The organism is Candidatus Viadribacter manganicus, from assembly GCF_001679665.1.
Classification (GTDB): Bacteria; Pseudomonadota; Alphaproteobacteria; order Caulobacterales; family Aquidulcibacteraceae; genus Vitreimonas; species Vitreimonas manganica.
Genome location: NZ_CP013244.1, coordinates 3,109,627 through 3,128,731, shown reverse-complemented (window position 1 = coordinate 3,128,731; position 19,105 = coordinate 3,109,627). Strand labels below are relative to the sequence as shown.

At 62.2% G+C, this 19,105-nt stretch carries 22 protein-coding genes; 10 read left to right on the top strand and 12 right to left on the bottom strand.

Translation table 11 applies throughout. The annotated features are described in order from the left end of the window. Window positions 1-121 precede the first annotated feature (121 nt). The gene (locus tag ATE48_RS16035) at window positions 122-2,422 is read right to left on the bottom strand and encodes a bifunctional diguanylate cyclase/phosphodiesterase (protein WP_066773219.1); all 2,301 of its coding nucleotides are present in this window, start codon (window positions 2,420-2,422) and stop codon (window positions 122-124) included. 308 nt (window positions 2,423-2,730) lie between these two features. Between ATE48_RS16035 and ATE48_RS16030 the strand changes: the two genes are divergently transcribed. Beyond that, complete coding sequence (locus ATE48_RS16030; RefSeq protein WP_228126657.1) at window positions 2,731-3,477, top strand: hypothetical protein; 747 nt, start codon at window positions 2,731-2,733, stop codon at window positions 3,475-3,477. On the opposite strand, the gene ATE48_RS16025 is transcribed toward ATE48_RS16030, so the two are convergent. From ATE48_RS16025 to ATE48_RS16015, 3 genes are all read right to left on the bottom strand, one after another. Next, window positions 3,478-5,304 carry a putative bifunctional diguanylate cyclase/phosphodiesterase gene (locus ATE48_RS16025; RefSeq protein WP_066773216.1) on the bottom strand — a complete coding sequence of 609 codons (1,827 nt, stop codon included), beginning with the start codon at window positions 5,302-5,304 and terminating at the stop codon, window positions 3,478-3,480. Between the two features lie 170 nt (window positions 5,305-5,474). Beyond that, complete coding sequence (locus ATE48_RS16020) at window positions 5,475-5,834, bottom strand: response regulator (protein ID WP_066773210.1); 360 nt, start codon at window positions 5,832-5,834, stop codon at window positions 5,475-5,477. Window positions 5,835-5,845: 11 nt separating this feature from the next. Next, window positions 5,846-8,494, bottom strand: coding sequence for a PAS domain-containing hybrid sensor histidine kinase/response regulator (locus ATE48_RS16015; protein WP_066773207.1), 2,649 nt, complete (start codon window positions 8,492-8,494; stop codon window positions 5,846-5,848). Between ATE48_RS16015 and ATE48_RS20245 the strand changes: the two genes are divergently transcribed. After that, complete coding sequence (locus tag ATE48_RS20245) at window positions 8,481-8,606, top strand: hypothetical protein (RefSeq protein WP_257756527.1); 126 nt, start codon at window positions 8,481-8,483, stop codon at window positions 8,604-8,606. The genes ATE48_RS16015 and ATE48_RS20245 overlap by 14 nt on opposite strands. A 51-nt stretch (window positions 8,607-8,657) precedes the next feature. Continuing rightward, the gene (locus ATE48_RS16010; RefSeq protein WP_066773206.1) at window positions 8,658-9,260 is read left to right on the top strand and encodes a TetR/AcrR family transcriptional regulator; all 603 of its coding nucleotides are present in this window, start codon (window positions 8,658-8,660) and stop codon (window positions 9,258-9,260) included. Here ATE48_RS16010 and ATE48_RS16005 read toward each other — a convergent pair. Continuing rightward, complete coding sequence (locus ATE48_RS16005; protein ID WP_156767818.1) at window positions 9,257-9,553, bottom strand: hypothetical protein; 297 nt, start codon at window positions 9,551-9,553, stop codon at window positions 9,257-9,259. The genes ATE48_RS16010 and ATE48_RS16005 overlap by 4 nt on opposite strands. 216 nt (window positions 9,554-9,769) lie before the next feature. On the opposite strand from ATE48_RS16005, the gene ATE48_RS20240 reads away from it, so the two are divergent. Both ATE48_RS20240 and ATE48_RS16000 read left to right on the top strand, forming a co-directional pair. Beyond that, on the top strand, window positions 9,770-9,904 hold the full coding sequence (locus ATE48_RS20240; RefSeq protein ID WP_257756526.1) for a hypothetical protein: 135 nt from the start codon (window positions 9,770-9,772) through the stop codon (window positions 9,902-9,904). A gap of 133 nt (window positions 9,905-10,037) precedes the next feature. Continuing rightward, window positions 10,038-11,747 (top strand): coiled-coil domain-containing protein, encoded by a 1,710-nt coding sequence (locus ATE48_RS16000; protein ID WP_066773202.1) that lies wholly within the window; start codon window positions 10,038-10,040, stop codon window positions 11,745-11,747. Here the strand turns inward: ATE48_RS16000 and ATE48_RS19870 are convergent. Both ATE48_RS19870 and ATE48_RS15995 read right to left on the bottom strand, forming a co-directional pair. Then, window positions 11,744-11,899: a hypothetical protein gene (locus ATE48_RS19870; RefSeq protein WP_156767817.1), complete on the bottom strand. Its 156-nt coding sequence runs from the start codon at window positions 11,897-11,899 to the stop codon at window positions 11,744-11,746. The genes ATE48_RS16000 and ATE48_RS19870 overlap by 4 nt on opposite strands. A gap of 169 nt (window positions 11,900-12,068) precedes the next feature. Beyond that, complete coding sequence (locus ATE48_RS15995) at window positions 12,069-12,419, bottom strand: DUF3147 family protein (protein WP_066773200.1); 351 nt, start codon at window positions 12,417-12,419, stop codon at window positions 12,069-12,071. Window positions 12,420-12,442: 23 nt separating this feature from the next. On the opposite strand from ATE48_RS15995, the gene ATE48_RS15990 reads away from it, so the two are divergent. Beyond that, window positions 12,443-13,396, top strand: a complete 954-nt coding sequence (locus ATE48_RS15990) for an endonuclease/exonuclease/phosphatase family protein (RefSeq protein WP_066773198.1) — start codon at window positions 12,443-12,445, stop codon at window positions 13,394-13,396. A gap of 140 nt (window positions 13,397-13,536) precedes the next feature. Here the strand turns inward: ATE48_RS15990 and ATE48_RS15985 are convergent, their stop codons facing one another. Beyond that, entirely contained in the window at window positions 13,537-13,785 is a 249-nt protein-coding gene (locus ATE48_RS15985) for a hypothetical protein (RefSeq protein WP_066773195.1), read from the bottom strand. 20 nt (window positions 13,786-13,805) lie between these two features. Further along, the gene (locus tag ATE48_RS15980; RefSeq protein WP_066773192.1) at window positions 13,806-14,267 is read right to left on the bottom strand and encodes a DUF1203 domain-containing protein; all 462 of its coding nucleotides are present in this window, start codon (window positions 14,265-14,267) and stop codon (window positions 13,806-13,808) included. Between the two features lie 182 nt (window positions 14,268-14,449). Between ATE48_RS15980 and ATE48_RS15975 the strand changes: the two genes are divergently transcribed. After that, complete coding sequence (locus ATE48_RS15975) at window positions 14,450-14,662, top strand: hypothetical protein (protein WP_066773189.1); 213 nt, start codon at window positions 14,450-14,452, stop codon at window positions 14,660-14,662. On the opposite strand, the gene ATE48_RS15970 is transcribed toward ATE48_RS15975, so the two are convergent. Continuing rightward, entirely contained in the window at window positions 14,659-14,979 is a 321-nt protein-coding gene (locus ATE48_RS15970) for a CBU_0592 family membrane protein (protein WP_156767816.1), read from the bottom strand. The two genes, ATE48_RS15975 and ATE48_RS15970, sit on opposite strands and share 4 nt — an antisense overlap. A gap of 119 nt (window positions 14,980-15,098) precedes the next feature. Between ATE48_RS15970 and ATE48_RS15965 the strand changes: the two genes are divergently transcribed. Together ATE48_RS15965 and ATE48_RS15960 are read left to right on the top strand one after the other, a co-directional pair. After that, a complete protein-coding gene (locus ATE48_RS15965) occupies window positions 15,099-15,839 on the top strand; it encodes an alpha/beta fold hydrolase (RefSeq protein ID WP_066773184.1) in 741 nt (246 codons plus the stop codon). A gap of 32 nt (window positions 15,840-15,871) precedes the next feature. After that, window positions 15,872-16,285 carry a DUF6640 family protein gene (locus ATE48_RS15960; protein ID WP_066773181.1) on the top strand — a complete coding sequence of 138 codons (414 nt, stop codon included), beginning with the start codon at window positions 15,872-15,874 and terminating at the stop codon, window positions 16,283-16,285. A gap of 1 nt (window position 16,286) precedes the next feature. On the opposite strand, the gene ATE48_RS15955 is transcribed toward ATE48_RS15960, so the two are convergent. Then, window positions 16,287-17,489, bottom strand: coding sequence for a peptidoglycan DD-metalloendopeptidase family protein (locus ATE48_RS15955; protein WP_066773178.1), 1,203 nt, complete (start codon window positions 17,487-17,489; stop codon window positions 16,287-16,289). A 624-nt stretch (window positions 17,490-18,113) separates the two neighbouring features. Between ATE48_RS15955 and ATE48_RS15945 the strand changes: the two genes are divergently transcribed. Then, window positions 18,114-18,851: an alpha/beta fold hydrolase gene (locus tag ATE48_RS15945; RefSeq protein ID WP_066773173.1), complete on the top strand. Its 738-nt coding sequence runs from the start codon at window positions 18,114-18,116 to the stop codon at window positions 18,849-18,851. Between the two features lie 19 nt (window positions 18,852-18,870). Here the strand turns inward: ATE48_RS15945 and ATE48_RS15940 are convergent, their stop codons facing one another. Next, complete coding sequence (locus tag ATE48_RS15940; protein ID WP_156767815.1) at window positions 18,871-19,035, bottom strand: hypothetical protein; 165 nt, start codon at window positions 19,033-19,035, stop codon at window positions 18,871-18,873. Between the last annotated feature and the right edge of the window lie 70 nt (window positions 19,036-19,105).

The following is a 19,105-nucleotide window of genomic DNA, read 5'->3' as shown; positions in this document are numbered from 1 at the left end:
CATAGCCGGGCGCATGGCCGAAAGCTCTGGATACGGGGCGAAAATGTCACTCAGCCGGCACGCGCCCAGCTGGGGAAAACGCACCTCATGTTGCACTGCATCAGGGGCGCGTTGACCCGCCTCAGCTGCGCAATTGGGCGCGCAAGTCCATAACGCTGCCAGGCTTCGTTTCGATCTTCGGGCGCTGGAACGATGCCTGAAGCGCCGCCACCTCGGAAGCGGGAACCGCCCGCGAGAAGAAGAAGCCCTGCAGCTCGCTGACACCGACGAGGCGCATAACCGAAGCCTCAGCCTCGGTTTCCACACCTTCGGCGACGATTTCCATGCCCAAGCCCCGGCCCAGCGTCACAACCGACTGGATGATCGTCATCGCGCGCTTGCGCTCATGGATGCCGGTCACGAAGGCGCGGTCGATTTTGATTTTGTCGAAGCGGAAGTCGCAGAGGTACCGCAACGACGAATAGCCGGTGCCGAAGTCATCGAGGGCAATTTTGAAGCCCATCGCCCGCACCTGCTCGAGGATCTGGCGGTTGCGATCGCTGGATTCCATCAGAATGCCTTCGGTCACCTCGAGCACGATCCGCGTCGGGTTGATCTCATGCTCCTGAACGAGGCGCTCGAGCAGCTCGACCAGATCGACGTGGCGGAACTGAACCGGCGAGAGGTTGATTGAGATTTCAAGGTCCGGCCAAGCTTTGGCTTCCTCGAACGCGCGCTCGATCACGAACGCTCCCAAAGCCGGCATCAAGCCCGCCTCTTCGGCGATCGGCACGAACACGCCCGGCGAGATGTCGCCTTGCTTTGGGTGTTTCCAGCGCAGCAGCGCCTCCACGCCCGTCACGCGCCCATCGGCGCACGAAATCAGCGGCTGGTAGTGCAATTTCAACTCGCGCGCTTCGAGCGCGGCGTGCAGTTCAACTTCAATCTCACGGCGTTGTTCGACTTCCGCCGCCATCTCGGCGCAGAACACCATTGCCTTGTCGCGGCCTTGGTTCTTGCCCTGATAGAGCGCGATATCGGCATGACGCATGAGCTCTTGCGGCGACATGCCGTGCTCAGGGCTCACCGCGATGCCGATCGAGGCGGTCATTTTGATGTGCTGACCATAGACGTCGAAGCTTTCCTCGAACGCCTTGCGCAGGTTCTCAGCCAATTCCTCGGCCGCGCGCGGACCGTTGGCGCAGCGCAGAACCGCAAATTCGTCGCCGCCGAAGCGCGACAGGAAATCCTCGCGCGAGAGCGATTTTTGCAGCCGCTGAGCCACACCCATGATGAGCGTGTCGCCAGCGGCGTGACCCATCGTGTCGTTGACATCCTTGAACCGGTCAACGTCGATGTAAGCGACCAGAACCCGGCCGTTGTTTCGGGTTTGAACCAAATTATCGAGCTGCTCTTGCAAGTGCTCGACGAAATGGTGGCGGTTCGGCAGGCCCGACAATGCATCGTGCAACGCCTGATGGCGCGACTGCGCTTCGCGGTCCGCAAGATCGCCCGAAGCCCGCTTCAGCCGGTTGATCATGAGGTAGGTCAGCCAGCCCGCGCCCATCACGCCAAAGGCAACCAGCGGCAGAATGAAGAGCAAAAGCGAACGGCCTGGCTGGCGCGGGGTCCACGCCAAATATCCCATCGGCGTGCCGTCATCGGCGACGAACGCTTCCGACAAGACGCCGGAACCACGCACCGTGTCTTGCGAGAGGCTGAGGTCTGGGATCAGCAGCGAACCGCCAACCTGCGCCATGAAGGCTTCGTCGATCTTCACAACCGAAAGCAGCAAGTGCGGCTCGCCCTGCAGCAAGCCGGCATCGAGGTTCGGCACGATCGAGATCGTCGTCACGACGGCAGGCTCGCCGTCGACGCTCATGATGTGCCCTGCCCAACGGCCAAAGCTCGCGCCCAGGAGCGCGCTATAATTGCCTTGGCTTTCGCCGAACTTCTGGTCGCGCTGGCGCAAGCCTTCGTCGGCGCCGCTGCGTGCTTCGCTCACGATCTGATCGAAGATGGCCCGGTGTGCGTTGTAGGCAGCTGCAGCATCGCTGCGCTCGCCGTTCACCGTCGCGTAAATCGGATGGTTCGAGCTATCGATGATGAAGACTTCATCATGCCCATAGGTCTCGAAGAAATAGAGGCCGATATTGGTGTCGATCCAGTCCAGATCGAGAGGCCGGCGCTGGGCGTTCGCCACAGCGTCGTCCCACCAGGCGATCGCCTTTTGCTGGTCGAGCACCGAGCTCACGCTCTGGTCGAGTGCGTTTTCCACAAGCTGGCGCTCACGCACCACGGCCGTCCGGTTCGCTGACCAGCCCGCGTAAGCCACGATAACCAGCAGTACTGCCCCGAAGAGCACCAGCGCAGCACCGATCACCGCGGTCAGGCGGCTCAGATCGTTCTTGTAATGAACGTTTTTGGCGCTGCTCAATGTCATGACTAAGCCAAAGTAAATGGACGCAACCGTACTTAACCTCGGGATAATACAGTGCTCAATACAAAAATTATGTTACGGGAACCCAGATTTTTATTTGAAATACGCCTCATAATACTTCGCTAACTATATTTGCGGCCTCCTGGAGCGCAGCGCAGCTATGCCTCGTTAACCTTGGTAAATAACGATTTAGGCTTGCGTTCTGGAAATTTACGCCTTATTAGGGAACTGCAACGCTCAAGCACTGCTGGGGACAAGCCGGGTAATGACCGGAGCGCTGCAAGTATAGTTAACAGCCACTTGGGTGATCTATGACGCGTTACGTCGTGAAGACACGCGCCGACAGCCCCGAACTGCGCAGAGCTGCGATGGCCATCGAACAGGCCGCGTGGGGCGCACTCGGTTTCCTCAACTTCACCCGCGCGCATTTCGCGTTCTACCAGCAGTTGCTGGATGACAACGCCGACTGCCAGCTCTGCCTCGTCGACGAAGTCACCGGTTACCCGGTTGCCGTCGGCAATTGCGTGCCGCTGACCTGCGACTTCGACAATCTCCCACCTGAAGGCTGGGATTGGATCGTCGAAAGCGCCGCCAACAATAACGGCGCCCGCCGCAACGCGCTGGGCGCGCTCGCGATCTCAGTGCCGGGCATCCATCGCTCAAAGGGCCTCGCGCGCGTGATGATTCAGGAATTCCGCAACCTCGCCGAACGCAAAGGCCTCGACGGCGTCATCGCGCCGGTCCGTCCGTCCGCCAAGCACCTGCACCCTTTCATCCCGATGGAAGAGTACATGACCTGGACCGACGACAAGGGCCGCCTTTTCGATCCTTGGCTGCGCAGTCACTCGGCCGCCGGCGGCAAGATCATCAAACCCGCGCCACGTTCCATGGTTGTCGAAGAGCCAGTCGCGTTCTGGGAAATGTGGCGTGGCAGCGCCTTCCCGACGACCGGCGAATACAAGATCGACGGCGCACTCAATCCTGTGTCGATTGATCTTGAGCGTGACAGCGGCCGTTACGTCGAACCCAACGTGTGGTTCGCGTATCAGGCAGCCTGATCAGCTCGCAGCACGCAAAGCTTGAACGTTGTACTCGGGCAGCTCTGACGCGCGCCCGTAAAGATAGCCTTGCGCCAGCTCGCAGCCCATCGCGCGCAGTGCATCCGCGGTCGCTTCGTCCTCGACGCCCTCAGCCGTAACTTTGAGCCCGAGCGCTTTGCCAAGACCAACAAGCGCGCCAACGATAGTCGCGTTTTCACGATCGGTGGTGATCCGCGCCACGAACGAGCGGTCGATCTTCAATTTGTCGATCGGCAGTTCGCGCAACAAGAACAGCGAAGAATAGCCGGTGCCGAAGTCATCAAGCGCAATCCGCACGCCCTGATTTTTCAGCGACATCAGCGAAGTCTTCGCACGCGCGACATCGCCGATCATCGCGCTTTCCGTCACTTCAATCTCGAGACGTTGCGCCGGGAAGCCTGTTTCGCGCAGCGTGCGCAGCACTTTTTCCGGGAACCATTGGTCGCGTACTTGGCTCGGCGAAATGTTGACCGCCAGCACGAATTCGCCCGGCGCATCGAGTGCTTTGCGGCATGCTTGCGCCAGCAACGCCCAGAACATCGCGTCCACCAGGCCCGCATCCTCGGCGACCGGGATGAAGTCCGCCGGCGAGATCATGCCGCGTTCGCGGTGCGGCCAGCGCGCCAAAACTTCAAAGCCAGCCAATTCGCCCGTGTCGACACGCACCACCGGCTGAAAATACGGCACGATATCGCCGTTCGGGATCGCCATACGCAATTCGTTTTCGAGCGCGGCTTTCATCTTCAGCTCTTCATCGATTGAAGAGTCGAAGAACTTGTAGGCGCCGCGATCTTCCTTCGCGCGCAGCATCGCAGCGTCGCCGCGTTGCAGGAGATCGGCCGGCACGTCGCCATCTTCAGGGCAAAGCGCAACACCAATCGAAGCGCCAACCGTGAGCTTCAATCCGTTGACCAAAATCGGCGCCGAGAGCTCATGCAGAATGCGTCGCGCCGCCGCCGCGACCGCATCACGATTGCCCGGCCCTTCCAGCAACACCGCAAATTCGTCGCCGCCCAGGCGCGCCGCGAAACTATCGTCGCGGATGCAGCCAGTCAGGCGCGTCGCGATAACTTGCAGCAATTGATCGCCAATCGCGTGACCATGAACGTCGTTGATCGGCTTGAAGCGATCGAGATCCACGAACATCAGCGCGAAAGCACACTCTTCAGTGCCAACCAGCGCCAGACGCCGTTCCAATTCTTCCAGGAAGTGCCGGCGGTTCGCCAGACCCGTCAGCGGATCGTGGCGCGCCAGAGATTGAGCGCGCGCCTCGGCAGCTTCCCGTTCGCCGATCTCAGCCGAGAGCGTCTCGTTGGCGCTCACCAGATCCTGGGTACGCTGCTGGACCGTCTTCTCTAGATTGTCGCGGATCGCATCGAGCTCAAGCACCGCCTGACGGCGATCCAGCTGCGCCTTTACCCGCGCCGTCAGCACCCGCAGATCGATCGGCTTGGTGATGTAGTCGTTTGAGCCGCCTTCCAGCGCCTTCGAGACGATATCGCCATCATCAAGCGCAGTGACGACGATCACCGGCACGTGCTCGGCGTCGAAACGCTGACGAATGCCTTGCAGCGCTTCCAACCCGGAGCGCTCGGGCATCATCCAATCAAGCAGAACCAGTTCGATATTTTCGGCGGCAATAACATCTTCAATGCCCACCGCAGTTTCGCGCAGCACGACGTCATATCCGCGACGCTCAAGCCGGCGGCCGAGCATGTCACGGTTTTGCGCCTGGTCGTCGACCAGGAGAATACGTCCGAGGCGCGTCGTCGCTGACGCGCCCTCATCGCCTTGAACCGAGGACATTCGCCCCCCCGCATACCAGACGGGCAATTTACGACACGAGAGTTGAGGTCGCGCTAATAGCGCAGGGCAGATTGAAGAATTTGGATGATTTATCTTTGCTAACCTTGACGCGCGCTAACCATGCCGCGGCCCACACCGCAGGGTCCGCGCGCGAACAAGAGCCTCCCCCCTTAGGCCGCGTACTTTTCGATCAAAGCGACAAGGCCGGCAAAATCCACCGGCTTGGTCGCGAAGTCGTCGCAGCCCGCGTCCATGCATTCCTTACGTGCGCTCTCCATCGCGTGCGCAGTCAGCGCCACGATCTTCACGTTGCTCACATCAGGCGTGTTGCGAATGGCCTTGGTCGCCTCGATCCCGGACATCACCGGCATCGAGATATCCATGAGAATGAGATCCGGCGCGCACGATTGGGCCATCTCCACTGCCTCCGCGCCGTTTTCAGCACAGTGCACTTCGTAGCCTTTGCGCAGCAAGCGGCGCGTCAGCATTTCGCGGTTATCGGGATGATCTTCAGCGATAAGAATGCGCATGGGAGGACCTTTCACGCCGTCTTGGCTATGTGGGAAACCGCCGGAACGTCGACAGGCGATGCAGTGTCGGGTGCGCGCGAGAAGCGAAGCGCCGCCGCAGCGAGAACGTCACGGTCGGCTGGTTTGACCAGATGCTCGCAGGCGCCTGACGACAACGCGCGCTGGCGATTGTCGTCGATAGAATGGATGATCACAGGGATGCCGCCGGCGTCGCCGGTGTTCAGGACCGTCAGCACATCCCAACCCGTTACGTCGGGCAGGTTGATGTCCAACAGGATGAGACTGGGGCGCAGCGTACGCGCAAGCTCGATGCCTTCAGCGCCCGTCGTCGCGGTGCGCACGTCAAAGCCCAAGCGAATGAGCGAACGCGCCGTCAAATCACGCGCCGTTTCCTCGTCGTCGATCATCAGCACCAGGCGGTGGTTACCCTGCCCTGCTGCAGCGTTTGCATCGACGCGCGCCAAAACCGGCGCTTGATTGAGATGCACTGGGAAGCGCAGCGTGAAGGTCGAACCTTCGCCGTACACACTCTCCACCGACACATCGCCGCCAAGCACTTGCATGATCCGCCGCGTCAGCGCGAGGCCAAGCCCGGTGCCGCCATAACGGCGCGCCGTCATAGCGTCCGCTTGCTCGAATGCATTGAACAAGCGCCCGATCTGTTCCTCGGTCATGCCGATGCCAGTGTCGCGCACAGCGATCTCGATCGCATCGCCGGCGCGGCGCGCGCTCACAATGATCTCGCCATTCTTGGTGAACTTGGCCGCATTCGACAAAATATTGAGCACGCACTGATTGAGCTTGAACGCATCGGTGCACGCCGCCTCGACGTCCGCCGCGATCTCGAGCTTCAGCGTACTGCCGTTCTTCTCAACGTTCGGGCGCACCGTATCCGCCGCTTCTTCAAGCAGCCCAGCGACATCGAATTCCGAAGCCACCGCATCCATGCGGCCCGCCTCGATTTTCGAAAGATCCAGAATGTCGTTGATGAGGTGCAGCAATTGCCGCGCCGAACTCAGCACACGCTGAAGGTCGGCGACATCGTTGTCGCGATCGTCAGCCTCAGCCTCTTCCATCAACATTTCCGAATAGCCGATGATGGCGTTGAGCGGCGTACGCAGCTCGTGGCTCATCGAGGTCAGGAATTGCGACTTCGAGATGTTAGCGCTCTCCGCCTCTTCACGCGCCGTACGCAAGCTCGCCAGTGTGTCCGCCAGCTTCACATCGCGCGCGTTCATTTCTTCCATCAGGCTGTCGAGGCGCTCGTACATCTCAGCGACATTCACCGCCGCCTCGTCGATCGCTTCAACCACAGGCGCGCTTTCGCCAAACAACGCCCGGCGCGACTTCAGCCCCTCTTCGGCGCGGTGCATGGCGCCGATGAACGCAGCCTCCTGACGCTTGCGCTCGGTGATGTCCTTGGAAATCACAACGATCTTTCGCACGCCGCCGGAGCGGCCCATGACGCGCTGCGCCCACGCTTCGATCCAGCGCACGCCGCCATCGTCGTTGAGCACGCGGTGCTCCATCGAGCCGCCGCCGCCTTTGCCGACGCTGATGAAGTAGTCACGCAGCGCCAAGCGGTCTTCTTCATGCAGGAAGCCCGTACGGCTTTCCATGAATTGGTCGAACGTGAACGGGCGATTGTAGAGCGCCTCGACATCGCCATGCCAGCTGATCGTCCGCGACTTGAAATCGACTTCCCACACCAAGCTGCGCGCAATCTTCAACGCCTGCAGCAGGCGCTCTTCATTGGCGTGAGCTGCGGCGCGCGCCTGAATAAGTTGCGTGATCTCGTTACCGTGTGACACGACGCCGACAACTTCGCCATCGGCATTGCGCCAAGGCCGCGCTTCCCAGTTGAACCAACGGATGCCGCCCGGCGTGCGCGTCTCGTCTTCTTCAAAGCGCACGACTTCGCCGCTCATCGCGCGCGCGAACGCATCGCGCCAGCGGTCCGGCGCCCAATTGATCATATCCTCAAAGCGCCGCCCGACCGGATGCTGCACATGGATCGCATTGCGCATCGTCTTGCTCATCGCAACGACACGGCCTTCGTGATCCACCAACATCGAAGCAGATTCGCCCTGATCCAGCATAAGCTGAGCCAGCACTTGCTCTTGGTTGGTTTCTTGCTTGGCTGCGCGCAATGCACGCTCGGCCTGCGAAGCGCTGACGCGCGCTTGCGTCACGTACGCCATCAGCGCACCACCGCCGACGGCCGCGATGAACGCCAAATCCCAATCCGGCTGCGACGACATCGAAGCCATCATCAAAGGTGATGCGAGCAGTGAAAGCGCAGGCGGCGCAGCGCCCGACACCGCGATCGCCAACGCGCCCGACGCGCCTGGGCTGAAATGGCGCACAACCGCCGCGACCCACAGCAACATCGCCGCCGCCGCACCCGCAGCTTCGCCATGCAACCACAACGTGATCGGCAGCATCGCGTAAAACCCGGAACAGAACGCGGCCCAGAGGCAAAGCCCCGCCAGCACGCCGCCTTCAATCTTCGTCTCCGCCGCATCGAGGCGGCGATAAAGTTCGGTATCGAGAATGAGCAGCACCGCCATGATGGCGCACCAGCCCACGGGCCACGGACCGCCCATGATCGCGGCCGCTATCCCACCGGTCAGGATGGTCAAAGCAATGGAGGCCGGCATCTCGCGCCTGCGCGTCTCGGCGGCGCTGGCGATTGCCGAAGGCGGCGTATGCGTCATGCTTGGCGGGCTCCGCGCCGAATACAATTTGGTGGACGCTGCCAGCGCAGAATGAATTTAAGCTAAACCATATCCAGATTTTGCCGCTTATCATGGGCTCGATTCGATGGCCCGCCACGCTGACCCCGCCCTGCCCGAGCGCCGCCGCAGCCAAATCCTGGAGGCCGCCCGCGAATGTTTCCGCGAACGTGGGTTCCGTTTATCAACGATTGAAGAAATCTGCGCCGAAGCCCGCATCAGTCCCGGCGCGCTCTATCGCTATTTCGACTCCAAAGCCGACATCATCGCCGCCATCGCGCTCGACGCGCGCGCCGAAGCCGAAGCGATGCTCGAACGGGTTAACGGTTCAGAAGGTTTGATCGAAGGGCTCGCCGAGCTCGCGCGCGCCTTCTTCGAAACCTTCGACGGCGATGGCGACGCCGCTCTCCTCGCCGACATCTGGGCCGAAGCAGCGCGCGATCCTTTGCTGGCGAAGGCGCTCTTGATCCGCGATCAGATCGCCGTCGGCCGCTTGGCCGCCGCCATCGAGCGCGCTCAACGCGCCGGCAGCATCTATCCGGCGCTCCCCGCGACTGAGGCCGCCGAAGCGTTGATCGCCGGACTTGAGGGCATGGCGCTCCGCCGCGCCCTGCGGCGCGAAAACGAGACCAGCGAAGCGGTGCGGCGATACCGCTCGCTCGCCTTGCATATCCTGAAACCTAAACGTTAGGTTGAGCGGTGCAGAAGGATGATCGTCACGTTGGCGATGAAGCACAGCACCGAGAACGCAAATAGCCAGGGAAAGCCGTGGCTGTGATGCTTTCTGGAATTAGCTTCCAGCACCCCGCCGGTTACCACCAAGGCCGCCGAGATCAGCAGGATCCAAAGCTCGTGCTTGTGCAAGAAGTGGTGAATTTCCTGAACCGAACCAGCGAGTAAGGCGATCCCGGACGTCGCCCCGGACACCGCCGCCGCCAACATCGCCAGCGCCGGCAGTCCGCAGCAGATTGCGTGCAGGCTCATCACCGCGGCGTGGGCCAGGTGGGCCCGTCGCGGAGCCTCGGTGCTGTTATGTTGTAACGTCACACGCCGGAACTAGGCGCTGACCCCGCCCCGGTCAAGCCGCACCGCAACCATTCGCAGCACGCTCGCCTTCAATCGGCGTAATACACGGAACTGTATCTTGCGGTTCGAAAGCGAAGCGCGCACATACCCATCGCTGCATTGAGGTAGAGGGCGATGTTGGCTTTCCTGGTCACAGTACGCGACGTGTTGATCGCAATGGCCTTGGCTTGGGTCGGCGTTACGCTGGAACAGCGTTCGGTCGATCAATCGGCTTGCCGCGCCGACACCTGCCAAACGAACGACCGCTGAGCGCTTCTTCAATCGCGCGATCTGTCCGATCGTTGACTAGCACCCACGCGTGTTCGCCCTTGAATGGCCGCACTTATTTCGTTCTCGTTGACCATAGGCGCGCGCTCTCCGCGCGCCGACGGAATTGTGCTGCATGACCACGACAACGCCTGAAGCGGAACGCACCAGCGACCCCGGCGCGATGATCGGCGTCCTGGGCCTTATCGTCGCCGGCCTCTGGGCCATAGGCAGCCTTGCCGGCGCAGTTGTACTGATCGGCCCCGAGAAGATGGGCTCGCTGACCATTCCGGAAATGGGCGCAGTTGGCGCCGTTGTCGTTCTGCCCGCTTTGATGGCCGTGTTCTCCGGCCTCGCCGCACGCGACAGCGCCCGCGCGCGTTCCGAAGCCCGCCGCCTCGCCGACGCTGCCGATCGTTTGATGAACCCTGAGCGCAGCGCCGAGAATGCTGCGCGTCAGCTCGCAGAATCCGTGCGCGGCGAAATCAACCAGCTCGATCAAGCTCTCCTGCAAACGCTGAAGCGCCTGCAAGACGTTGAAGGTCAGATCTCGCGCCAAGCCAAAGCCGTCGACGACATGACCGACCAGGCTAAGGCCGGCGCCAATCAGATGATCGTCGGCATGGAGCGCGAACGCGAAGAGCTGATGCGCATCTCTCGCGATCTCACCAGCCAAGCGCAAAACATCGGCGACTCGATCGGCAAGCACACGCACTCGATTTCCGAAGCGGCGCGCGTCGCCGAAGCCGAAGTCCGCGCCGCTGACCAAGCGCTCGATCACCGCCTCACTTCGTTCGGCGCCGCCGCCGCGCTGATCTCGGATCGCACCAACGGCCTCTCCAACGCCGCGCAGGCCAGCGCCGATTCCGCGCTCCGCCTTGAGCAAGCGCTCTCGACAGCGCTCGACGTGCTTTCCAAAGCCACCAGCCTCACCGACGCTGCGCGTCAGTCAGCCGAGGCCGCAAGCTACGCCGCCAACTCCACAGCAGGCGCTGTGCGCGAAACCACTCACCGCGCCATCGACGATGCAAAGCGCGCGGCCGAACTCATTCGCGGCGAAGCCGTCAACGTCGAACGCGAAGCCGCCATCGCGCTTGAGCGTCTGCGTGACGCCGCCGAAGCCGCTCGCCTCGCCGCACGCGGCGCCCGTGACGCCGTTGCCGATGAAGAACCACAAATGCGCGTGCGCAATCGCAGCGCCGAGCAGACGTCTGACGACGCAGCCCCCGGCTATGATCGCTCCTGGCGCGACGAAGCCGCGGATCCGCTCGAACTACCGCCCGCGCGCAATCGCAACGATCCACCGCCGCCTATGTTCGGCGACGCGCCCGCGCCGCAGCAACAGCAACCCGAGCGCGCCCGCGCGCCCGCAGCCGACAAGCCGGTGCCCGGCGATTGGACCTGGCGCGACCTTCTCTCCAACGTCGATGGCCCCGACGCGGGCGCACCCGCGCCATCGCAACGGCGCGAACCCGCCGCCGATCCTGTCGCGCACCTGCGCCGCCAGATCGCCGAGCCACGCACCACAACGTTGCCAATCGTCGCCACCATAGAACATGCCGGCCTGCAGCTCGCAGATGTCTTCTCGCCGTCAGCGCTCGAGCGCATCGCCCAACGCGCCCGCTCTGGCACGCAAGCACGTCGCCGCGCCGTTCGTGACGCAGCGCCCGAGGCGGCGAGGCGGATGGGTGATTTCCTGAACCGCGATGCGCAAGCCAATCAGGAAGCGATGCAATTCCTACGCACCGAAGGCGCACGCATCGCCGAACAAATCGGTCGCGGCCGCGCCCAGATGAACGCCGAACTCACGCGCGCCTTCTTGCTGATAGACGCCGCCGCCGGTTAAACCTCAAGCAACGACAACGCGGCCGCAAACACCGCGTCGCGATCCTCGTCAGTGAGCGATGCTTGTTCGCGCAGCCACGAACGCGAACGCGCCGCCATCACGCCTAGCCGCCGCGAACGCTGGATACCCGCTGTCCAGATTGGCCGCGACATTCGCTGCGCTACATCGGCGCTCCACGAACAACACCCGTACGGCCCGCTTCCAAGCGCCGCGTCCGGCTCATCTTGGGCTTGCGCTTTCGCCTAAAGCACATCCGCCTCGCCTCGCCTCGCGCCTCACCGCAACGGCGCCCGAGAACGCGAGCTCGCACGGCGGCACACGCTAGAGCCGCAGCCCCAGTTTCGACCCGACCCAGATCATCAAACTATAAAGCGCAATCGTAAGCGCGCACGCCGCCATGAGAGCAGGCCAAAAACCAACTCCGCGTTTGAGCAATTCTGGCATCAGCAGAAACATCGGCAATGACGGCAGCACGAACCAAAACGTGGCGCCCGCATGCGAAGCCAACCGCACCGGATCACGCGTATCGCTCCACAGCCAGACCATGCCGAGGATCGAGACCAACGGCAGCGATGCGATCAATCCCCCAAATCCTGGATTGCGCTTTGCGATCTCCGACACGATTGCGACGATGACGCCAGATAGACCTGCCTTCAAAATGAGATAGAGCATCTGAGCGTAACCTAGAGGACCGAATGGCGCCGGGATCAACTATTGCGTTCGCGCGCCGCATCGGTCCAGCCCTCCTCGGCCGCGTCACCTTGCTGCTTGCGGTGCTCGCCTGGGGCGGCGCGCTATCGCCATTCCTTGACGGCCTAAATCACTTCGCACCGTTTTGGCTGGCCTTCGCGGTCGCGGCGAGCCTTGCATGCCTTGCGCTCAACGCGCGCGGCTGGGCGGCGTACTGCGCCATAGCCGCATTGGCGCAGGCCACAATTATCGCACCGGAATTTCTGCGCCCAACCTCGGCGCCTGTCGCGGCCGGCGAACGCACCATCCGCGTCGTCTGGCTCAACACCTGGCTCGGTTCGCGTCCATCAGGCGATGTGTTGCACTACCTCGCAGAAGCCGACGCCGACTTTCTCCTGGTCTCCGAACTGCACGACGAAGGTCAGCCGCAATTCCAGCGCCTGCGCGCGCTCTACCCGACCGTCATCCGCTGCGAAGGCGGCCACGACTGCAACACCTTCATCTTCGCCAGGCGCCGCGCGCTCTCACAACAAACACGTACCGGCTTGCGCGCCAGCATGGGTGAGTTCGACATCGATGGCGCGCCGCTCCGTCTCATCGCCGCCCACGTTGCGCGCCCGAACCCGCCGCAACGGCAACAACAGGAATTCACCGCGCTCCGCCAGCTCATCGGCGCCGACACAAGCAACGTCATCCTTGCTGGCGATTTCAACTCAACACCGTGGTCTTTCGGGCTCCGCCGCTTCGATCACGGCGCCAACCTCCAACGCTACACGCGCGCTTTGCCAACTTGGCCCGCGCAAGCCTGGACGCGCTTTTACTTGCCTGCGATCGCGCCCTTCTTGCCGATCGACCACGCCTATTCCGGCGCAAACTGGCGCCTCGTGTCGCTACAGCGCGGTCGCAAGACCTCGTCGGACCATTACCCGATCGAAGCCACCTTCACTTACGTAGAATAAGCGAGTTACTGCGCCGTCGATGGCGCGCGTACTGGTTGGCCATGCGTCCGTCACAATGGATCGCCGCGTAACCCGGCCCTTTCTAGCCGCGCGCGAAGCCTGCCCAGAGGTAAGCAAATTCAATTCGCCGCAAATTCGCTTTAAACGGCCTCAGGCGGCGTGCAGAAAACGCTCGTCACCGCCGCGCCGCCGCAGAGGTCGCACCTGAGCTTAACCGGCCCGTCGCGCTCATTGGCGCCCAGTTCGCGCATTGCATCGTGGCGCCCTTCGAGCCACGCCTCGCTCCACGTCACCGCGTAATCGGTGTAGCCCGTATCGCAATGCGGACAGGCGAGCGTCTTCAACTGATCGCGAAACGCCTGACGGATCTCTTCCGCTGAAATGCCCATGCATTCAGCTACAATCACCTTCAGGCGCGATCAATCCGGCACTGAAAGCAGCCAAATTTCGAGCGCACGTGAACATAAGCGACACTCGCATCGGTCAAGATAGACTCGCACGCTGCGCCAAGTTCACGCCCCGGCACGACTTGGCCGGTCTCGTACCGAATCCAATCATCCGCGCCATACCCGCGGATAATGGCTGGCTCAAGAAATGCGAACCAGCGAGGCAACGCGGGGCTGTCATATCTGGCGCACTGCGCCTGATGCAGAAAGATCGGTCCGATCTCTGCATAAGGATGCGGCGTCCCCTCGAAGGGCCGATACGCCAAAACGAGTTTCGTATCTCCGTCCTCGATGAGGCCCAGACAATGACGACACGGATTGGCGCCACCTTCAGCTTTGCGGCTCAGCGGCGTCTGCCCGTGGGCATCGCACTCGCCGCGCCGCAAGCGCTCGTACTCAATCGTTGAAATGCCCTGAACCCGCAACCTCGTGCTCCTCGCTTCGTTACGACACTAAGCGCCTGTCCGCACGCCCTTACTTGCCGCTTTCGGACCTGGCGCTGGATATCGCCCGCCCCCCCCCGCACACACACGCATTGAGCCAAATCAATTTCCGTCCGGTCAGCATCTGTAAAATTACAGCTAGGCAAGCGAGACCGGACTTTTAGATGCCTCGGCAATTGTTGGACGCCTGCGAGCGCGCACGTCGTTCAGGTCTGGATTTCCCGACCATCTGGCGCACGCTGCTGCGCACCAGTCCGCTCGTGATCGGCCTCCCCGGCCACGAAGTTGTCGATGGCGAAGCGCAAATCGTGATCAGTCTCAGCACTGGGCAACAATTACTTTCAGCCGCCAACGGCTTTTCGCTGCGCTGGCGTTAGCGCGCCAACATCGCCATCAACGAACCCGACGCCCGCTCGCGCCACGCCGCCAACTTCGCCGCGCCGCCTTGGCGCATCCACGCACGCACGCCGCCCGCAAAGCTTATCACCGCCCATATCAGCTCTTGGCCAACCGTGCCGGCGTCGCCTATGTCGAATTGTTGCGAGGCGCCCACCAAAACCAGCAACGCGCCCAAACCATTGACCACAAAGAACACCGGCTTGTCGGCGCTCACCTTGCCCCAGCTCACCGCCGCATACATGCCAACGCAACACGCCGCGCCAACCATGCCGGACATTGATAAGAGCGTTTCCATGATCTTGCTTCCAGGTTCTGACTGAAAGCATCAGTGCCCGCGCCCGCCTCGGCTTGCCGTGACACACGTCACAACCCGCCACATTGCTCTGGCGCTCCTTATCCGGCAGGGCCTCTGGGATGAGCGCCGTATATTGTCATGGCCTACCTGGATCTCCTACGGAATGGCGCGCCTTCGCGCCGTCCCGGCAGCTCCTCTCACTCGATCGCTTAGGTCAGCTTGACCCGACGTATGAGAGCAACGTTCTAGAGGCGTTCGACGCCCTCAATCTCGACGCACCAACGAACATCATCGGCTTCTCGCTCGGCGCCATGGCCGCAATCCACATCGCTGCGCGTCGTCCTCTCAAGGCGCACCGGCTGATCTTGGTCTCACCCGCCGCGCCACTCGAACTCGGTAATTTTCTTCCGTCCATGGCCGGCAAACCAGTATTCGAAGCGGCTCAACGCGGAGCGCTGTCACTGCAATTGCTGACCATCGCGCAAAATGCGCTCCTCTCGGTGGCGCCAAAAGCCATGCTCCAAACCATGTTCGCAACGAGCGCAGTCGCTGAACGCGGACTACTGGCGGATCCAAGCTTCCAGACAATGTTGGTGGACGGGATGAAACAATGCTTCGGTTCGCACCAAAGGGCCTATCAAAACGAACTCATCGCGTTCGTAAGACCCTGGGCTCACCTCCTGGACAACATTTCGTGCGACGTGACTATCTGGCAAGGCGAGCAAGATTCGTGGACTCCTCCAGCGATGTCTGCGGCTCTACAATCGCGGCTCGGCTCGAAAGCCAGCGTGCACACACTCAACGGCCGAGGCCATTACGGCGCCCTTAAGGACCTACTTACGAGCCACTACGAGATATAGAGAGTGCCGCTCGCGTCCCAGGAGTTACGCATATGACTGACCTAGGCCTCGTGCTGATGACGATCGGCATCCTGCAATTTTCACTGATCCCGCCGATCGCGGACTTCAACACCTCGCACGCCCTCAATCCCGCCTGGCCGCCGCACGCGCGCTTTCATGTCGTCACCCAAGTGCTCACCACCTCCGCGCTTGGCTTTGCGGCGCTCTTCTTTCTGTGGTCCGGCCGCGTCGATCACAAACTCGGAATCTGCCTCGCCATGATCTTGAGCGCCATCGTCCTTGGCGGCTTCTTCCTCAGCGCCGCCGTATCACATCGCTACGGCGGGGCGATCTCCGCTCAACAAGGTTTCGCCGGTACGCGCATCGCACGCATCGATGGCAACATCACCAATTTCGCAATTGCCGGCCTGCTCATCATCGCCGGCCGGGGCCTAATGCTGTTCTAGCTCACGTCGGGCATTGCCCGCCCGGCGCCGGTAGCACCACGCGATCGCCAACATAGAGCAGATTGCCGCCATTCAGCGGCGAGACGCCGCCAAGATTGCGCTCCTCCAAGAATTCATTGCAACGCGCGATCTGCCGCCACGCTTCTGAATCGCCGTAACAGGAATTCGCGATCGCGATCAGCGTGTCGCCGCGCCGGATGCGCAGCACCGTAGCTTCCGAAATCGGCCCGGACGGGCAAAGCCCGCGCGCGCCCTCGTCACGCGTCAGCTGCAACGGCACGGTGGCCTGGCGCGGCGGCGCAGCTACGACCACTTGTCCCTGCGCCGGCGCACTCGTCGCCGCCGGATAGTCAAATGGCGATGTCGGAGTGAGCCCAAACGATGCAGCCGGATTTTGGTAATTGCCGGTCAGCAGTTCGTAGTGGAGATGCACCGGAATTTGGTATCCCGCCGTGTTGCCCATCAGCGCAATCTGCTGACCTGCCGTCACCGCCGCGCCGACCGCCATCTCCGGCGCAAAGCTCGAAAGGTGCGCATAGCGCGTGTACGTGCCCGAGCCGTGATCGATCAGCAGCATGTTGCCGTAATCATTGCGATAGAGCATCTCGATCACGGTGCCGTTCGCCGCGGCATAAATCGGCCCACCATTGCGCGCGTAATAATCCAAGCCCTTGTGACGGCGCCCGGCGCGCGCACCCACGCCCGATGAAAGGCATGCGTCATGCGTCGGATTCACCGCGACGATCACGCCATTCACGTCCACGAATTTCGCGAACCGCTCCACCCGCCGCTCCTCATCCGCTGGCGGCGCATTGCTTACCGCCATCCCCGGACACAGCTGCAGCGCGTCTTCAAACACCGCTCCACCCGCCGGCGCTTCTCTCACGCGACCCTGCTCGGCTGCGAGCGCTTCCGCGTATTCATCGAGCACGTGCTCAGAATTGCGCTCAACGAGAATGACATTGCCCGTGCTTGCAGCCAGCACCGCTGCATCGCGCGTCAATTGCGTGAAATCCTCACGCGATAGGGTCGAACGCAATCGCGCCAATCCTTCACTGCTCACATCGAGCCGCGAGAGCAGCGGATCGACGCGATGACTGACGACACCCAGCCATTGCGCGGGCGCCGGATAGATCGAACCGATCAACCAGCCCGCAACAACAAGGCCAAAACCCAACACGCCTTTGACGGCAAATCCGAGCATGGCGTTTTCCCCTCACGGTGAAAGTCCTGCAGCAGCTCCGATATCAGCCCATGCGACGCCGCTCACAACACCGCACACGCGCCACGCGTACCCGCGCCACGCCTCGCACACGATCAAAAACTTGGTTGCAGCGCAGCACGCGCGCGCTTTTGTGTCCGCAACGCCCTAGCTGCCACCACGAAAATTACGTGCTCGCTTTGCAAGATGCCCCCGCGGCGCGCCTGCGTAGGCTTCATTCTTGCCGCCACGCTCGCAAGTTGCGCCGCACAAAAATTCGCCCCTACCCACATGTGCTCGAAGAAGGTTACGGAGGTCCAAGCTGACTGCACCGCCGCCATTTGGTACAACAACGAAGCCGCCGCGTGGTTCACCTAGAATCGGCGACTGGTACGGCGCCACGTTCCTTCTTCCGCGTGCTCGGCCCCGATCATGCGGGAGAGTTCGCCGCACTCACACCGCGCATCCTTGCCTCGATCGAAATCAACTCAAGAGCACCGGCTACGCTAGCGTCATCGACAACGAGCTGACACCGTCATCCGCACCCTCGCCCCCCCTCGGCGACGTCGACAACGTCATCACCCAAGCCGACTTCATCTTCGGGCCGTAAAGGCGCAAAGATGCGCCATGATCATCTTCGTTCACGGCGTGCCCGACACGCCCGCCTTATGGCGCCCGCTTATCTCCGCACTCGGCCTCAGCGCCGATGCGTGGCGCGCGCCCGCCCTTCCCGGTTTCGGCAACCCGGTCCGGGCCGGCTTCAACTGCACCAAGGATGCTTACGTCGCCTGGCTCATCGGCGAGCTTGAGCAGATCGGCGCGCCTGTCGATCTCGTTGGTCACGATTGGGGCGCGCTCATCGCCTTGCGCGCCGCCAGCCTCCGCCCCGATCTCATCTCAAGCTGGTGCGTCACCAATGCCGTGATCGATCCCGACTATCGCGGCCACCGCACGGCGCGCGCGTGGGCGACGCCGCTGCTCGGCGAACTCACCATGCTCGCTATGCGCAACACCGCGCGCCTTGAGCAAGGCCTCATCGCCGGCGGCATGCCGGCATCGCTCGCAAAGGAAGAGACGCCAAAGATCGACATGACCATGCGGCGGTCGATCCTCAAACTCTATCGTTCGGCCAAAGGCTTGCGCTTCGAAGGCGCATGGATCGCCGATCTCGAACGACTGCCTAAACGCGGCCAGGTGTTTTGGGGCGAAGCTGATCCTTACGTCGATCTCTCCGTCGCCGAGCGCTTCACGCGCCAACACGGCTTTCCGCTTCACGTCGAAAAAGGCGCCGGCCATTGGGCTTGTCACGAACGCGCCGCCCAATTCGCCGAACTACTAAAATCGCACTGGTCGCGCACAGCGTAGACCTTCGAGCGCGACGCGCTCACTTGGCTCTGTGAAACACATTCCAGATCACGCCGCCAATGACGCCGCCCGCCATGCCGATCGCTGCGGTGACGCCAACGAGAATGCCGGCGCGCTCCGCATCGAACGGTTCGACCTGATACGGCGGATTGATGAAATGCATCCAGAAAACATAATCGAGCAAGGGTTGCGCCTGGCCAAGAGCCACGAAGGCTAACGCGGCGTTTACCTCGAACGCGCCTCAACGCCGTTGC

Bases quoted from the DNA above. Each gene is read 5' to 3' on its own strand.
- ATE48_RS15995 (WP_066773200.1), bottom strand. From the start codon at position 12,419: ATGCTCTATCTCATTTTGAAGGCAGGTCTATCTGGCGTCATCGTCGCA.
- ATE48_RS15955 (WP_066773178.1), bottom strand. From the start codon at position 17,489: ATGCTCGGATTTGCCGTCAAAGGCGTGTTGGGTTTTGGCCTTGTTGTT.
- ATE48_RS16010 (WP_066773206.1), top strand. From the start codon at position 8,658: ATGGCCCGCCACGCTGACCCCGCCCTGCCCGAGCGCCGCCGCAGCCAA.
- ATE48_RS16035 (WP_066773219.1), bottom strand. From the start codon at position 2,422: ATGACATTGAGCAGCGCCAAAAACGTTCATTACAAGAACGATCTGAGC.
- ATE48_RS16015 (WP_066773207.1), bottom strand. From the start codon at position 8,494: ATGCCGGCCTCCATTGCTTTGACCATCCTGACCGGTGGGATAGCGGCC.
- ATE48_RS15960 (WP_066773181.1), top strand. From the start codon at position 15,872: ATGACTGACCTAGGCCTCGTGCTGATGACGATCGGCATCCTGCAATTT.
- ATE48_RS20240 (WP_257756526.1), top strand. From the start codon at position 9,770: ATGTTGGCTTTCCTGGTCACAGTACGCGACGTGTTGATCGCAATGGCC.
- ATE48_RS15965 (WP_066773184.1), top strand. From the start codon at position 15,099: ATGAGCGCCGTATATTGTCATGGCCTACCTGGATCTCCTACGGAATGG.
- ATE48_RS15990 (WP_066773198.1), top strand. From the start codon at position 12,443: ATGGCGCCGGGATCAACTATTGCGTTCGCGCGCCGCATCGGTCCAGCC.
- ATE48_RS15970 (WP_156767816.1), bottom strand. From the start codon at position 14,979: ATGGAAACGCTCTTATCAATGTCCGGCATGGTTGGCGCGGCGTGTTGC.
- ATE48_RS16025 (WP_066773216.1), bottom strand. From the start codon at position 5,304: ATGTCCTCGGTTCAAGGCGATGAGGGCGCGTCAGCGACGACGCGCCTC.
- ATE48_RS15945 (WP_066773173.1), top strand. From the start codon at position 18,114: ATGATCATCTTCGTTCACGGCGTGCCCGACACGCCCGCCTTATGGCGC.
- ATE48_RS16020 (WP_066773210.1), bottom strand. From the start codon at position 5,834: ATGCGCATTCTTATCGCTGAAGATCATCCCGATAACCGCGAAATGCTG.
- ATE48_RS16005 (WP_156767818.1), bottom strand. From the start codon at position 9,553: ATGAGCCTGCACGCAATCTGCTGCGGACTGCCGGCGCTGGCGATGTTG.
- ATE48_RS15975 (WP_066773189.1), top strand. From the start codon at position 14,450: ATGCCTCGGCAATTGTTGGACGCCTGCGAGCGCGCACGTCGTTCAGGT.
- ATE48_RS16030 (WP_228126657.1), top strand. From the start codon at position 2,731: ATGACGCGTTACGTCGTGAAGACACGCGCCGACAGCCCCGAACTGCGC.
- ATE48_RS19870 (WP_156767817.1), bottom strand. From the start codon at position 11,899: ATGTCGCGGCCAATCTGGACAGCGGGTATCCAGCGTTCGCGGCGGCTA.
- ATE48_RS20245 (WP_257756527.1), top strand. From the start codon at position 8,481: ATGGAGGCCGGCATCTCGCGCCTGCGCGTCTCGGCGGCGCTGGCGATT.
- ATE48_RS16000 (WP_066773202.1), top strand. From the start codon at position 10,038: ATGACCACGACAACGCCTGAAGCGGAACGCACCAGCGACCCCGGCGCG.
- ATE48_RS15985 (WP_066773195.1), bottom strand. From the start codon at position 13,785: ATGGGCATTTCAGCGGAAGAGATCCGTCAGGCGTTTCGCGATCAGTTG.